Raw genomic sequence first — 14,739 nt, 5'->3', positions numbered from 1 at the left:
GCGGAAACGACGGGCTTGCAAACACGACAAATTTCGCTGCCCCAGAAACGCAAAAAGCCCTGACTAATCAGGGCTTTGAAGATGGCGGAAGCGTAGAGATTCGAACTCTAGGATAGTTGCCCATCGACGGTTTTCAAGACCGTTGCCTTAAACCACTCGGCCACGCTTCCTCGTATTGCGGGCGCCATAATACCGAAATGAAACAAGCTGTCAAACTCTCTATGTGGCTGCTTTGCGCGGCTCTGTTATGATCTTTGCATCTGAACGTTTCAAACCCACAGGAGTGTCGCCATGCGCGAACAGGATTACGCCGTCAATCACGGCCAGCAGGTCGAGCAGCAGGAGGTCAGCCGCGTCCTGCGTAACACATACGGGTTGCTGGCTATCACCCTCGCCTTCAGTGGCATCATGGCCTACGTGGCGCAGCAGATGCGCGTTGGCTACCCGAACATTTTCGTGGTGCTGATCGGCTTCTATGGCCTGTTCTTCCTCACCAACAAGCTGCGTGATTCGGTCTGGGGCCTGGTCTCCACCTTCGCCCTCACCGGTTTCATGGGCTTTTTGCTCGGCCCTATCCTCAACCGTTACCTGGGCATGGCCGGTGGCGCCGAGGTGGTCAGTTCGGCGTTCGCGATGACGGCCCTGGTGTTCGGTGGTCTGTCGGCCTATGTGCTGATTACCCGCAAGGACATGAGCTTCCTCGGTGGTTTCATCACCGCCGGTTTCTTCGTGTTGATGGGTGCGGTGCTGGCCAGCCTGTTCTTCCAGATCAGCGGCCTGCAGTTGGCGATCAGCGCCGGCTTCGTGCTGTTCTCGTCGGTGTGCATCCTGTTCCAGACCAGCGCGATCATTCACGGTGGCGAACGCAACTACATCATGGCGACCATCAGTCTGTATGTGTCGATCTACAACCTGTTCGTCAGCCTGCTGCAACTGTTCGGCCTGATGGGTCGGGATGACTGATTGATTGCTGGTGTGATGCGTTGAGAGAAAGCCCGCTTCGGCGGGCTTTTTTGTGGGCGGGGTTTGGCAAGGCTTTGCCTTGCATCGCTGGCAAAGCCAGCTCCCACAGGGATAGGTCTCAACCTCAAGGCACTACCGGAATCGGGTGCGGGCCCGTAGAATGCGCTCCTTTTTTCTTCCGGGGCAGCACTCCCATGAGTTCAATCGAGCAAGGACCTGGCACAGCCGCACAGGCCAATGAACTGGTCCTCGGCCTTGAAGACCGGCCGCGGCCGTTGATTGCGATGCTGGCGGCGTTGCAGCATCTGCTGGCGATCATTGTGCCGATCGTCACCCCTGGCCTGCTGATCTGCCAGGCGCTGGGGGTTTCGGCCCGTGATACCAACCTGATCGTGTCGATGTCGCTGGTGATCTCCGGGATCGCCACCTTCGTGCAATGCCGTCGCTTCGGGCCGTTTGGTGCTGGGCTTTTGATTGTCCAGGGCACCAGCTTCAACTTTGTCGGGCCGTTGATCGCCGGTGGCGCGCTGATGGTCAAGCAAGGTACGCCGGTTGAAGGGGTGATGGCGGCGATTTTTGGTGTGGTGATTGCCGGTTCGTTCGTGGAGATGGGCATTTCGCGCATCCTGCCGTTCGTCAAACGCCTGATCACCCCGCTGGTGACCGGTATCGTCGTGCTGATGATCGGCCTGACCCTGATCAAGGTCGGCCTGATCAGCATGGGCGGCGGCTTTGCGGCGATGAGTAATGGCACTTTCGCCAATGGCGAGAACCTGCTGTTGTCGGGCGTGGTGCTGGCGATCATCGTGATACTCAACCGTATTCCGGTGGTGTGGATGCGCAGCTGCGCCATTGTCATCGCCCTGGCAGTGGGTTACGCCCTGGCCGGATACCTGGGCCGCCTGAACTTCACCGGCATGCACGAAGCGGCGCTGTTCCAGGTGCCGGTGCCGCTGCATTTCGGCCTGGGTTTCTCCTGGGCGCTGTTCATTCCGATGCTGGTGATCTACCTGGTGACCTCGCTGGAAGCCATTGGTGATGTGACCGCCACCAGCAAGGTCTCGCGCCAGCCGGTGGAAGGCCCGCTGTGGATGCAGCGGATCAAGGGCGGCGTGCTGGTCAACGGCGCCAACTCGCTGCTGGCCGGGGTGTTCAATACCTTCCCGAGTTCGATCTTTGCCCAGAATAATGGCGTGATTCAGCTGACCGGCATTGCCAGCCGCCATATCGGTGTGTGGATTGCGGCAATGCTGGTGATCCTTGGCCTGTTCCCGAGCGTGGCCGGGGTGATCCAGGCGGTGCCGGAACCGGTGCTCGGTGGCGCGGCGATGGTGATGTTCGGCGCGGTGGCGGCTTCGGGGATCAATATCCTGGCCAGCATCAGCCTGGATCGTCGTGCGCTGCTGATCATTGCCGTGTCGCTGGCGCTGGGCCTGGGGGTGGCGCAGGTGCCGGAGTTCCTCGCGCATATGCCGTCGGCACTGCGCAATGTGCTGGAGTCGGGGGTGGCGACCGGGGGGATTTGTGCCCTGGTGCTGAACTGGTTCTTGCCGGAGCATAAAGACAAGGCTTGAGACAGTGTTGAAGCCATCGCTGGCAAGCCAGCTCCCACAGGGGGCGAGGTAAGCCCTGAAGAGCCCGCGGCATGTTGCTGCGGGCTTTTTGCTTTATCATTCCCGCAGATTTGCTGAAAGAGCCTTCCATGAAGTTCGCCATTGCGGTTTTTTCTCCGGCCCATGCGCCCTCCTCGCGCCGCGCCCTGCGTTTTGCCCAGGCGGCGCTCGCCGGCGGGCATGAGATTGTCCGGCTGTTTTTCTATCAGGACGGTGTGCACAGCGCCTCGGGCAATGTCGTGGCGCCCCAGGATGAACTGGACCTGCCCGCCGAGTGGCGCGCGTTTGTCAGCGCGCAGCAGCTCGATGCCGTGGTGTGCATCGCCGCCGCCCTGCGCCGCGGTGTACTAAATACCGAGGAAGCCCAGCGCTACCAGCGCCCGGCAGCCAACCTGCCGCCACCCTGGGAGCTGTCCGGGCTTGGCCAGTTGCATGAAGCGGCGCAAGGCGCCGATCGGCTGATGTGCTTTGGAGGCGATTGATATGGCCAAGTCCTTGCTGATTATCAGCCGCCAGGCGCCATGGGCCGGGCCATCCGCCCGCGAAGCGCTGGATATCGCCCTGGCCGGCGGTGCCTTCGATCTGCCGCTGGGCATGCTGTTTCTCGATGATGGCGTGTTCCAGCTCGCTCCCGGCCAGCAACCGGTCCAGTTGCAGCAGAAGAACCTCGCGGCCAACCTGCAGGCATTGCCGATGTTCGGTGTCGAGGAACTGTTCGCCGCCAGCAGCAGCCTGCAGGAGCGTGGCCTTGCCGCCGACACCTTGAGCCTGCCGGTGCAGGTGCTGGATGACGCTGCGCTGGCGGCGTTGATCGACCGTTTCGACCAGGTGGTGACCCTCTGATGAGCACCTTGCACGTGATTTGCCACTCGCCGTTTGGCGACAACCGCCTGAGCAGTTGCCTGCGCCTGCTGGGCAGCGCCGATGGCCTGCTGCTGTGCGGCGATGCAGTGTATGCCCTGCAACCGGGCAGCGAGCCGCTGCGCACGCTGCAGGCCAGCCAACTGGACGGACGCCTGTTCGCCCTGGACGAAGACCTGCAGGCCCGCGCCATTGCCATCAGCGACCTGGGCAAGGCCGTCGACTACCCGGCCTTCGTCGCGTTGTCGCTGCACTATGACAAGGTCAACAGCTGGCTATGAGTACCCTGACTGTCGGCGAGCGCAGCATCGCCCTGGATAAAGACGGCTACCTGGTCGAACTGAGCGACTGGTCCGAAGAAGTGGCCACCGCCCTCGCCGCCCATGAAGACCTGGAACTGACCGCGGAACACTGGGAAGTGCTGGCGCTGCTGCGTGACTTCTACCAGGAGTTCGAGCTGTCGCCGGCCACCCGTCCGCTGATCAAGTACACCGCGCTCAAGCTGGGCGCGGACAAAGGCAACAGCCTGCACCTGAACCGCCTGTTCAAGGGCACCCCTGCCAAACTCGCCGCGAAACTTGCGGGCCTGCCGAAGCCGACCAATTGCATATGACCGACCACAGCCCGCTGATCACCGAAACCCCGGCCGAACACCCGTTTGCCCAATTCGTGCGCATCCTTGGCAAAGGCAAGCGCGGTGCCCGTGGCCTGAGCCGCGAGGAAGCCCGCGAAGCCATGGGCATGCTGCTCGATGGCAAGGTCGAGGAAACCCAGCTTGGCGCCTTCCTGATGCTGCTGCGCCACAAGGAAGAAAGCCCCGACGAGTTGGCCGGCTTCACCGAGGCCCTGCGTCAGCGCCTGCAAACCCCCGCCATCCGGGTCGACCTGGACTGGCCAAGCTACGCCGGAAAAAAGCGCCACCTGCCCTGGTACCTGCTGGCTGCCAAGTGCCTGGCCGCCAATGGCGTGCGCATCCTCCTGCACGGCGGCGGCGCCCACACGGCCGGGCGGCTGTACACCGAACAGGTGCTGGAACTGCTGCAGATTCCGCTGTGCCGGGACTGGCATGCGGTGTCGGAGGCGCTCGACACTCACCAGCTGGCCTTTATCCCGCTGCAGGACTGGGCACCGCGCCTGCAACGGATGATCGACCTGCGCAACACCCTGGGCCTGCGCTCGCCGATTCATTCCCTGGCACGGGTGCTCAACCCGCTGAATGCCCGCTGCGGCCTGCAGAGCATCTTCCACCCTGGCTACCAGGCGGTGCACCGCGAAGCCAGCCGGCTGCTCGGCGATACGACGATCGTGGTCAAGGGCGATGGCGGCGAGATCGAGATCAACCCGGACACCAGCAGCCACCTGTATGGCACCGCCAATGGCCTCGACTGGGATGAAGAATGGCCGGCCCTGGCCGCCCAGCGCCATGTCAAACCGGCAAGCCTTGAGCCCGAGCAACTATTGGCCGTATGGCGCGGCGATGAACAGAACAGCTATGGCGAACTGGCCGTGGTGGCGACCATGGCCCTGGCCTTGCGCGGCCTCGGCCAAGGCCGTGAAGAGGCCTTCGCCCAGGCCCAGCGCTATTGGGACCAGCGCCACTGATCGAATAGATCGATCAAACAGGCCCGGACTTTGCGCTATTCGTTCGAACCCAGGTCCGTACACTGGGTTCTATATCAGAACGAATCGCCAAGGAGCTCAGCATGGGCCTGTTGATCGACGGACGCTGGCACGACCAGTGGTATGAAAGCAGCAAGGACGGCACCTTTCAGCGCGAAAGCGCACAGCGGCGCAACGCCCTGCCCGCCGCGCAAGCCGGGCGCTACCACCTGTATGTATCGCTGGCCTGCCCCTGGGCCCACCGCACCCTGATCTTTCGCAAGCTCAAGGGCCTTGAGGGCCTGATCGATGTGTCGGTGGTCAGCTGGCTGATGGGCGAACATGGCTGGACCTTCGACCAGAGCAAAGGCTCGACCGGCGACACACTCGAGCACCTGGACTTGCTGCATCAGCGCTATACCCGCGACGACCCGCACTACAGCGGCCGGGTCACAGTGCCGGTGTTGTGGGACAAACAAGAGCAGCGCATCGTCAACAACGAGTCGGCCGAGATCATTCGCATCTTCAACTCGGCGTTCGACGAGCTGACTGGCAATCGCCTGGACCTGTACCCCGAAGCGCTGCGCGGGCAGATTGAGGCGCTTAACGAACGGATTTATCCCGCGGTGAACAATGGCGTGTACCGCGCAGGCTTTGCCACTTCGCAGGCGGCCTATGAGCAGGCCTTCGATGACGTGTTTGCCGAACTGGATCATCTGGAGCGGTTGCTCGGTACCCAGCGCTACCTGGCCGGAGAGTACTTGACCGAGGCCGACTGGCGGCTGTTTACCACGCTGATTCGCTTTGATGCGGTGTACCACGGGCACTTCAAGTGCAACCTGCGGCGCATTGCCGACTACCCGAACCTGTCGAACTGGCTACGGGAGCTGTATCAGTGGCCGGGGATCGCCGAGACGGTGAATTTCGAGCATATCCAGAAGCACTACTACATGAGCCACAAGACCATCAATCCGAACGGGATTGTGCCCAAGGGGCCGTTGCAGGATTTTGAGCTGGGGCATGACCGGGAGCGGTTGTTGGGGCGGGGGATTTGGCGCAAGGCTGGGGAATAGGGGTGGATTCATCGCGGGTCAAGCCCGCTCCCACAGGTGCAGTGCATAGAGTACCTGTGGGAGCTGGCTTGCCAGCGATGGTGTCAAGGCTGGGCGCCTTCGAACCAGGCCAGCTTCTCGCGAAGCTGCACCACCTCACCGACGATCACCAGGGTCGGCGCATGCACTTCATGCTCGGCCACAAGCTTGGGCAAGTCGGCCAAGGTGCCGGTGAACACCCGCTGGTTTGGCGTGGTGCCCTGCTGAACCAGTGCCGCCGGGGTGTCGGCTGCACGGCCGTGACGAATCAGCTCGGCACAGATGGTCGGCAAGCCAACCAGGCCCATGTAGAACACCAGGGTCTGCGCCGGCGCCACCAGGTCATCCCACGGCAGGTCGCTGGTACCGTCCTTGAGGTGGCCGGTGACGAAACGCACCGACTGGGCATAGTCGCGGTGGGTCAGCGGAATGCCGGCATAGGCCGAGCAGCCACTGGCCGCGGTAATCCCCGGCACCACCTGGAACGGAATGCCGTGGGCCGCCAGCTCTTCGATCTCTTCGCCGCCACGGCCAAAGATGAACGGATCGCCACCTTTGAGCCGCAACACACGCTTGCCTTGGCGCGCCAGGTCGACCAATTGCTGGTTGATCTGCGCTTGCGGCACGGCGTGGTCGGCGCGGCGCTTGCCGACGTAGATACGCTCGGCGTCACGGCGGCACAGTTCGATGATCGCCGGGGCAACCAGGCGATCATAGAGCACCACATCGGCCTGCTGCATCAGGCGCAAGGCACGGAAGGTCAGCAGGTCCGGGTCACCGGGGCCGGCGCCGACCAGATACACCTCGCCCGGCGCCTGGTAGGTGGCACCGTCGATCTTGGCTTGCAGCAGACGCTCGGCTTCAGCGCCCTGCCCGGCCAGTTGCCGCTCGGCGATCGGACCCTGGAAGACATCTTCCCAGAAGCCACGACGCTGATTGACGTCCGGATACAGCGCCTTGACCTTGTGCCGAAAGCGCGCGCCAAGGCCGGCCAGTTCGCCATAGGCAGCGGGAATCCAGGTTTCCAGCTTGGCCCGGATCAACCGCGCCAGCACCGGCGCATCGCCGCCGCTGGACACCGCAACCACCAATGGCGAGCGGTCGACGATGGCCGGGAAGATCACCGAACACAACGCCGGCGCGTCGACCACATTGACCGGCACGCAGCGCTGGTGGGCATCCGCCGAGACCTGAGCGTTGAGCGCCTGGTCGTCGGTGGCGGCAATGATCAGCTGGCAGCCGTCGAGGTCGCCTGACTGGTAACCACGGCTGAGGATTTCACCACCGCTGTGCCGGGCAAGCTCGGCCAGTTGCGCTTCGATCTCGGGCGCCACCACCCGCAGCACAGCCCCGGCATCAGCCAGCAGACGCGATTTGCGCAGGGCAATTTCGCCTCCGCCGACGATCAGCACACGGCTGCCGCGCAGTTTGTGGAACAGCGGCAGGAATTCCATTTAACCGATGACCTCCAGGCCACCCATGTACGGCTTGAGCACTTCCGGCACGCGGATCGAACCGTCGGCCTGCTGGTAGTTCTCCAGCACCGCCACCAGGGTGCGACCGACGGCCAGGCCCGAACCGTTGAGGGTGTGCACCAGTTCCGGCTTGCCGGTTTCCGGGTTGCGCCAGCGCGCTTGCATACGGCGGGCCTGGAAGTCACCACAGTTGGAGCACGAGGAAATCTCGCGGTACTTGTCCTGGCTCGGCACCCAGACTTCCAGGTCGTAGGTCTTGACCGCGCTGAAGCCCATGTCGCCGGTGCACAGCGCCAGCACCCGGTACGGCAGCTCCAGGGCTTGCAGGACGCGCTCGGCGTTGGCGGTCAGGCCTTCCAGAGCTTCCATGGACTTGCCCGGCTCGACGATCTGGACCATCTCGACCTTGTCGAACTGGTGCTGGCGGATCATGCCGCGGGTATCGCGGCCCGAAGCACCGGCTTCGCTACGGAAGCACGGGGTGTGGGCAACGAACTTGACCGGCAGTTGCTTGGCATCGAGGATCTCGCCGGCAACGATGTTGGTCAGCGACACTTCGGCGGTCGGGATCAGGTAGAAGTCGGCTTCGCCGTCGCGGCTGATCTTGAACAGGTCTTCCTCGAACTTGGGCAACTGGCCGGTGCCTTGCAGCGCCGGGGCCTGGACCAGGTACGGGGTGTAGGCTTCTTCGTAGCCGTGCTCGCTGGTGTGCAGGTTGATCATGAACTGCGCCAGGGCGCGGTGCAGGCGCGCGATAGGGCCGCGCAGCAGGGCGAAACGGGCGCCCGACAGCTTGGCGGCGGTTTCAAAATCCAGGCCGCCGCTCAGCTCGCCGAGGGCCACGTGGTCCTTGATCTCGAAGTCGAAGGCGCGCGGGGTGCCCCAACGACGGACTTCGACGTTGTGCTCTTCATCGGCGCCGACCGGCACGCTTTCGTCCGGCAGGTTGGGAATGCCCAGGAGGATGCCATCCAGTTCGGCCTGGATGCCGTCCAGCTCGACCTTGCCACTGGCAAGCTCGCCCGCCATACGCTCGACGTCAGCCATCAGCGGGGCGATGTCTTCGCCCTTGGCCTTGGCCTGGCCGATGGATTTGGAACGGGCGTTACGCTCGGCCTGCAGTTGTTCGGTACGGGTCTGCACCACTTTGCGGCGTTCTTCCAGTGCCTCGATGCGCGCGACATCCAGGCTGAAGCCACGGGAGGCCAGGCGGTCCGCCACTTCCTGAAGTTGGCCGCGTAACAGTTTGGAATCGAGCATATCGTTCTCTCGTTGGTTCAGAATTTGGTCAAAGACAGGCCGGCCCAGGTTGCGAGCAGCCCGCCAAATACGCTGATCCCGGCATAACCGAAGGCCAGCGGCGCCTGCCCGCTTTCAAGCAGGCGCACGGTATCCAGTGAAAAGGATGAAAAAGTCGTAAGACCGCCGAGAAACCCGACGATCAGGCCCGCGCGCAGCTCGACCGGCACCAGCGGGCGATGCAGAAACAGCCCGTAGAGCAAGCCGATCAGCAGGCAGCCAATCAGATTGACCGCCAGCGTACCGAGATAGAAGTGGCGTGGCCAGTGCGCGTTGACCCAATTGGCGGTGGCAAAGCGCATCAAGGTGCCAACAATACCCCCGGCGCTGACTGCGGCGATCACGGCAATCATGGTTTTCTCCGCTGCCGCGGGCTGTTGCGGTCGAGTTCGGCCAGGTGCTTGAGCTTCTCGCCGATCTTCAGCTCCAGGCCACGCGGCACCGGTTGGTAGTAGTGGCGCGGCGCAAGGTTGTCGGGGAAGTAGTCTTCACCAGCAGCATAGGCATCCGGCTCGTCGTGGGCGTAGCGGTATTCGTCACCGTAGCCCAGTTGCTTCATCAGCTTGGTCGGTGCGTTGCGCAGGTGCAGCGGTACTTCCAGCGAACCGAGCTCACCGGCCTCGCGCAGGGCAGCCTTGAAGCCCATGTACACCGCGTTGCTCTTCGGTGCACAGGCCAGGTAAGTAATGGCCTGGGCCACCGCCAGCTCGCCTTCGGGGCTGCCCAGGCGCTCCTGCACATCCCAGGCCGCCAGGCACAGGCTCAGGGCGCGGGGGTCGGCGTTGCCGATGTCTTCGCTGGCCATGCGCACCACGCGCCGGGCGATGTACAACGGGTCGCAACCGCCATCGAGCATGCGTGCAAACCAGTACAAGGCGCCATCGGGGTTGGAGCCGCGCACCGATTTGTGCAGTGCCGATATCTGGTCGTAGAAGGCTTCGCCGCCCTTGTCGAACCGCCGGCGGCTGTCGCCGAGCAGGCTCTGCAGCAACTCGACGCCGATTTCGCCACCGTCCTCCGCCAGGTCCGAGGCGTTCTCAAGAAAGTTGAGCATGCGCCGGCCATCGCCATCGGCGGCGGCCATAAGCATCTGGAAGGCTTCGTCGCCGACGCGCAACTGGCGCTTGCCCAGGCCGCGCTCTTCGCTCAGGGCGCGATTGACCAGCTTGCGCAGCGCGGCTTCGTCGAGGCTTTTCAGCACATAGACCCGCGCCCGCGACAGCAGCGCGTTGTTGAGCTCGAACGAAGGGTTCTCGGTGGTGGCGCCGATGAAAATCAGCGTGCCGTCTTCCACGTACGGCAAAAAGGCGTCCTGCTGGGACTTGTTGAAGCGGTGTACCTCGTCGACGAACAGAATCGTCCGCCGCCCGTACTGCCCGGCCTGCTGCTTGGCGATGTCCACCGCGTGGCGGATCTCCTTGACCCCGGCCAGGACCGCCGAGACGGTCTCGAAGTGAGCATCGCAGAACTGCGCCAGCAGCCGCGCCAGGGTGGTCTTGCCGACCCCGGGCGGGCCCCAGAAGATCATCGAGTGCAGCGCGCCCGCTTCCAGTGCCTCGCGCAGCGGCTTGCCGCGGGCCAGCAGGTGCTCCTGGCCAACGTACTCGTCCAGGTTGGCCGGGCGCAGGCGCGCGGCCAGGGGCTGGGCTACGGGGTCGCTACGAAACAGGTCCATGGGCGGCGCTACTACCTCTTACTCGGAGATGACATCCGCACCTTTGGGGATATCGAACTTGAACTTGCTCGCCGGGATCGCCTCGTTGGCCTTGACCGCGGTGAACAGGATGTTGGTGCGCTGGCCGACGCTGTCGATCAGTTGCATGTCATTGACCAGGCCGCGACGGAACGACAGGCGCAGGGAGTCGAACAGGGTGTCCTTGGTTTTCGGCTTGAGCACGAAATCCATGACCTCGCCCTGCTCCTTGGAGGTGATGTCGAAGCTCTGGCTGATCTTCGATACGTCACCAGACAGCAACAGTGCCGGGGTTTCGGTCAGGCGCTGGTCGAGTTTCTTGATGGTAGCCTGTTCCAGGTCCGGGTCCCACAGGGTGACGTTCTTGCCGTCCGACACCACCACTTGCTCGGCTGGTGCGTCGGTGTGCCAGTAGAACAGGCCCGGACGCTGCACGGCCATCTGCCCTGTGGTTTCCTGCAACTGGGTGCCGGTGCCATCGAGGGTGAGCTGGGAGAAATTGGCGCTGATGGTCCTGGATTTGTCCAGCAACTGGGTCAGGCGCGCGGCATCGGCCTCGGCGGCAATTGCCGAAGCGCTGGACAGGGCCATAGCGGAAACCAACAGCATGCGAATCAGGCGCATGGAAATCCTCGTTGCAGTATGAAGGGGCCGGCGGCCGTCACTGGCCGCCAGCGGGTTGGATCATCAGTCGCGGGACGGCCCGGGGGCAATCACTTCGCGCGAACCGTTGGTGTTCATGGCGGTGACCACACCGGCCATTTCCATCGCCTCGATCATCCGCGCGGCGCGGTTGTAGCCGATCTTCAGCTTGCGCTGTACGGCGGAGATGGACGCACGGCGGCTTTCCAGCACGAACTGCACGGCTTCATCGTAGAGCGCATCGGTCTCGGCGTCATCGCCGTCACCGCCACCACCGCCGCCGTCAAAGCCGCTGCCGGCCTCTTCGACGCCGCTAAGGATGTCGTCGTTGTAGTCCGGGGCGCCGCGCAGCTTCCAGGCCTCGACTACGCGATGGACCTCGTCATCGGAAACGAAGGCGCCGTGCACACGGATCGGCAGGCTGGTGCCTGGCGGCATGTAGAGCATGTCACCGTGGCCGAGCAGCTGTTCGGCGCCGCCCTGGTCGATGATGGTCCGCGAGTCGATCTTGCTCGAGACCTGGAAGGCCATCCGCGTCGGGATGTTGGCCTTGATCAGGCCGGTAATCACATCCACCGACGGCCGCTGGGTGGCGAGAATCAGGTGGATACCGGCAGCACGGGCCTTCTGGGCGATACGGGCAATCAGTTCTTCGACCTTCTTGCCGACGATCATCATCATGTCGGCGAACTCGTCGACGATCACCACGATGGTCGGCAGGGTTTTCAGCAGCGGCGGCACGTCGTCCATGCTTTCGCGCTTGAACATCGGGTCGTAGATCGGCTCGCCGGCCTCTTCGGCGTCCTTGACCTTGCGGTTGAAGCCGGCCAGGTTACGCACGCCCATGGCCGCCATCAGCTTGTAGCGCCGCTCCATCTCGGCCACGCTCCAGCGCAGGGCATTGGCGGCGTCCTTCATGTCGGTGACCACCGGGCAGAGCAGGTGCGGAATGCCTTCGTAGATCGACAGCTCGAGCATTTTCGGGTCGATCATGATCAGCTTGGCGTCTTCCGGGCCCGACTTGAACAGGATCGACAGGATCATGGCGTTAACGCCCACCGACTTACCGGAACCGGTGGTACCGGCCACCAGCAAGTGCGGCATCTTCGCAAGGTCGGTGATCACCGGCTTGCCGCCGATGTCGTGCCCCAGGGCCATGGTCACCGGCGATTTGGCTTCGTCGTATTGCGGCGACGACAGCACCTCGGAGAAACGCACGATCTGCCGGTCTTCGTTGGGGATCTCGATACCGACGGTGGTCTTGCCGGGGATCACTTCAACCACACGCACGCTGGTCACGGCCAGGGAGCGGGCCAGGTCCTTGGCCAGGTTGGCGATGCGGCTGACCTTGACGCCAGCGGCCGGCTGGATTTCGTAACGGGTAATCACCGGGCCCGGGTGGATCGAGTCCACCGAGACTTCGACGCCGAATTCCTTGAGCTTGATTTCCAGCAGATGGCCAACGCCGGCCAGGGACTCTGGCGAGTAGTTGACCTGCTTCTTCTCGGCAGGATCGAGGATCGAGATCGGCGGCAAGGTGCCTTCGATGGCGCTGTCGACGAACAGCGGCGCCTGTTTTTCCTTCTGCACGCGCTTGCTCGGCTCCGGCGCCTTGGCCGGGGCCGGCATGATCACCGGCGCCGGCTGCTGCACGCGCTCAGCGACGTGTTTGCTCAAGGCCTGGTCGCGCTCGATGATGCGCTCCTTGGCCTTGGCCTGCTCACGGCGATCTGGCGCTACCGGGGCGACTACCTCGTGGACCTGGTCATCGACCTCGCGCAGCTGCGCCACCAGGCGCTTGCGCTCGTTGCGCGCCTCCCACCAGCGGTTGGCGGCGCCCTGGAACAACTCGAACAGGTCGAGGGTGATCTTGCCGGTGACGTCCATGACCTTGAACCACGACAGGTCGGTGAACACCGTCAGGCCGAACAGGAACAGGGCAATGAACATCAGGGTGCTGCCCTGCACGTTCAGGGCGTTCTTGGCCAGGTCGCCAAGGCTTTCGCCCAGGGCGCCACCGGCCGATGCCGGCAAGCTGGCGGCGGAATGGAAATGAATATGCGCCAGCGCCGCGCCCGAAAGCACCAGGAACACCAGGCCGATCAGGCGCCAGGAAAACAGCCAGCCGCTCCACTGCCAGGGTTGGTGGCGTTCGCGGAAGATCTGCCAGGTCTTGATCGCCAGCAGCAACGGGAAGATGTAGGCGAAATAGCCCAGGACCATGAACAGGATATCGGCGAAATAGGCACCGGCACGACCGGCGGCATTCTGCACCTGCTCGACGTTGCTGGTGTGGCTGAAGCCCGGATCGGCCTGGTCGTAGGTCAGCAAGGCCATCCACAGGTACAGGCACAGCGCGCCCACGGCGATCAGCGCACCTTCCTTGAGCCGATAGTGCAGCTGCTGGCGCCAGAGCGGCACGGGCAAGGGACTGGGTGTTGCGGTGGATTTCTTCAAAACGCGTCTATTCCTGCGCTCATTGCGCGTCCAACAGTGATTGACCCAACTGAACAGTCAACAAACCACTACTTTTAACATTACTGCCCGCCTACCGCCATGGCGGCACGCCAGAATGAAGCGTAAACGGGGGCCAATTTCCTATACAGCAATTTGAGCATGCATTTTCTTTTGTGACAAAGGCTTATGCGGTGTTTTTGTGCAAGTGTGACAACAAAGGGTCATGCAAGTTGCCTGCAGGCACCACAGCTGCAGGAGCAGGCTTGTCCCGCGAGGCTTTTTCAGGCCATGCTGGGTGCCCTCCCCTCTTCCATCACTGGACCACGATGCTGACCTGGTTGAGCCGCGACACCCTGACCTTTCCGCCGCTGGACAAAGCCCTGCGCGACCCCAACGGCCTGCTAGCCGCCGGCGGCGACCTGAGTGCCGAACGCCTGGTGCAGGCCTATCGCCACGGCTGCTTCCCCTGGTACCAGGACGGCCAACCGATCCTCTGGTGGTCGCCTGACCCACGCACCGTGCTGCTCCCCGACGAACTGCACGTGTCACGCTCACTGCGCAAGTTCATCCGCCAGGGCCGCTACCAGGTCAGCTTCGACCAGGACTTTGCCGCCGTCATCAACGCCTGCGCCGCGCCCCGCGACTATGCCGACGGCACCTGGATCACCGACAGCATGCAGGCGGCCTACCTGAAGCTGCACCAGCAGGGCTTTGCCCATTCGGTCGAGGTTCGCCAGGGCGGCGAGCTGGTGGGCGGCCTCTACGGCCTGGCCATGGGCCGGCTGTTTTTCGGCGAATCGATGTTCAGTCGCGCCGACAACGCCTCCAAAGTCGGTTTTGTCGCCCTGGTCGAGCACCTGCAACAGGCAGGATTCGTCCTGATTGATTGTCAGATGCCTACCGACCACCTGCACAGCCTCGGCGCCCGCGCCATCGCCAGGGCCACCTTTGCCGACTACCTGCAGCGTTATCTCGACCAGCCAAACCGCGCCAGCTGGGTTTGCTAGGCGAGTTTTTCCAGCTGGCTTACACTTAAAACAAAAGCA

15 protein-coding genes and 1 tRNA gene are annotated in these 14,739 nt (G+C 63.4%); 9 read left to right on the top strand and 7 right to left on the bottom strand.

Going from position 1 to position 14,739, the window contains the following annotated elements:
- Positions 1–82 precede the first annotated feature (82 nt).
- Positions 83–170, bottom strand: a tRNA-Ser gene (locus tag KHO53_RS20115).
- Between the two features lie 121 nt (positions 171–291).
- Here KHO53_RS20115 and KHO53_RS20110 point away from each other — a divergent pair.
- The 8 genes from KHO53_RS20110 to KHO53_RS20075 all read left to right on the top strand — a co-directional run bounded on the left by KHO53_RS20110 (position 292) and on the right by KHO53_RS20075 (position 6,109).
- Positions 292–963, top strand: a complete 672-nt coding sequence (locus tag KHO53_RS20110; RefSeq protein WP_036994557.1) for a Bax inhibitor-1/YccA family protein — start codon at positions 292–294, stop codon at positions 961–963.
- A 194-nt stretch (positions 964–1,157) separates the two neighbouring features.
- On the top strand, positions 1,158–2,537 hold the full coding sequence (locus tag KHO53_RS20105; RefSeq protein ID WP_010226719.1) for a nucleobase:cation symporter-2 family protein: 1,380 nt from the start codon (positions 1,158–1,160) through the stop codon (positions 2,535–2,537).
- Between the two features lie 128 nt (positions 2,538–2,665).
- Positions 2,666–3,058 (top strand): sulfurtransferase complex subunit TusD, encoded by a 393-nt coding sequence (tusD, locus tag KHO53_RS20100; protein ID WP_159388351.1) that lies wholly within the window; start codon positions 2,666–2,668, stop codon positions 3,056–3,058.
- Position 3,059: 1 nt separating this feature from the next.
- Positions 3,060–3,419: a sulfurtransferase complex subunit TusC gene (gene tusC / locus KHO53_RS20095; protein ID WP_010226721.1), complete on the top strand. Its 360-nt coding sequence runs from the start codon at positions 3,060–3,062 to the stop codon at positions 3,417–3,419.
- Positions 3,419–3,718, top strand: coding sequence for a sulfurtransferase complex subunit TusB (gene tusB / locus KHO53_RS20090; RefSeq protein WP_010226722.1), 300 nt, complete (start codon positions 3,419–3,421; stop codon positions 3,716–3,718). The genes tusC and tusB overlap by 1 nt, the downstream gene beginning before the upstream one ends.
- Positions 3,715–4,050 (top strand): TusE/DsrC/DsvC family sulfur relay protein, encoded by a 336-nt coding sequence (locus KHO53_RS20085; protein WP_010226724.1) that lies wholly within the window; start codon positions 3,715–3,717, stop codon positions 4,048–4,050. The genes tusB and KHO53_RS20085 overlap by 4 nt, the downstream gene beginning before the upstream one ends.
- Positions 4,047–5,039, top strand: coding sequence for a glycosyl transferase family protein (locus tag KHO53_RS20080; protein ID WP_010226725.1), 993 nt, complete (start codon positions 4,047–4,049; stop codon positions 5,037–5,039). The genes KHO53_RS20085 and KHO53_RS20080 overlap by 4 nt, the downstream gene beginning before the upstream one ends.
- A gap of 101 nt (positions 5,040–5,140) precedes the next feature.
- Positions 5,141–6,109: a glutathione S-transferase family protein gene (locus KHO53_RS20075; protein WP_213570704.1), complete on the top strand. Its 969-nt coding sequence runs from the start codon at positions 5,141–5,143 to the stop codon at positions 6,107–6,109.
- Positions 6,110–6,192: 83 nt separating this feature from the next.
- Here KHO53_RS20075 and cysG read toward each other — a convergent pair whose 3' ends face one another.
- From cysG to ftsK, 6 genes are all read right to left on the bottom strand, one after another.
- On the bottom strand, positions 6,193–7,581 hold the full coding sequence (cysG, locus tag KHO53_RS20070; protein ID WP_100783292.1) for a siroheme synthase CysG: 1,389 nt from the start codon (positions 7,579–7,581) through the stop codon (positions 6,193–6,195).
- A complete protein-coding gene (gene serS / locus KHO53_RS20065) occupies positions 7,582–8,862 on the bottom strand; it encodes a serine--tRNA ligase (RefSeq protein ID WP_036994550.1) in 1,281 nt (426 codons plus the stop codon). It abuts the gene before it with no gap.
- Positions 8,863–8,879: 17 nt separating this feature from the next.
- Positions 8,880–9,254, bottom strand: coding sequence for a fluoride efflux transporter CrcB (gene crcB, locus KHO53_RS20060; protein WP_036994548.1), 375 nt, complete (start codon positions 9,252–9,254; stop codon positions 8,880–8,882).
- On the bottom strand, positions 9,251–10,576 hold the full coding sequence (locus KHO53_RS20055) for a replication-associated recombination protein A (RefSeq protein ID WP_213570703.1): 1,326 nt from the start codon (positions 10,574–10,576) through the stop codon (positions 9,251–9,253). Before KHO53_RS20055 ends, crcB begins: the two co-directional genes overlap by 4 nt.
- 18 nt (positions 10,577–10,594) lie before the next feature.
- On the bottom strand, positions 10,595–11,218 hold the full coding sequence (gene lolA, locus KHO53_RS20050; RefSeq protein WP_010226741.1) for an outer membrane lipoprotein periplasmic chaperone LolA: 624 nt from the start codon (positions 11,216–11,218) through the stop codon (positions 10,595–10,597).
- A gap of 63 nt (positions 11,219–11,281) precedes the next feature.
- Complete coding sequence (ftsK, locus tag KHO53_RS20045; RefSeq protein ID WP_026001533.1) at positions 11,282–13,693, bottom strand: DNA translocase FtsK; 2,412 nt, start codon at positions 13,691–13,693, stop codon at positions 11,282–11,284.
- A 326-nt stretch (positions 13,694–14,019) separates the two neighbouring features.
- On the opposite strand from ftsK, the gene aat reads away from it, so the two are divergent.
- Positions 14,020–14,700, top strand: coding sequence for a leucyl/phenylalanyl-tRNA--protein transferase (gene aat / locus KHO53_RS20040; protein ID WP_213570702.1), 681 nt, complete (start codon positions 14,020–14,022; stop codon positions 14,698–14,700).
- Positions 14,701–14,739 lie beyond the last annotated feature (39 nt).

The organism is Pseudomonas sp. RC2C2 (genome assembly GCF_018390435.1).
Classification (GTDB): Bacteria; Pseudomonadota; Gammaproteobacteria; order Pseudomonadales; family Pseudomonadaceae; genus Aquipseudomonas; species Aquipseudomonas donghuensis.
Note: the sequence above shows the minus strand (reverse complement) of the source record. Positions and strands in the feature narration are given on the sequence as shown.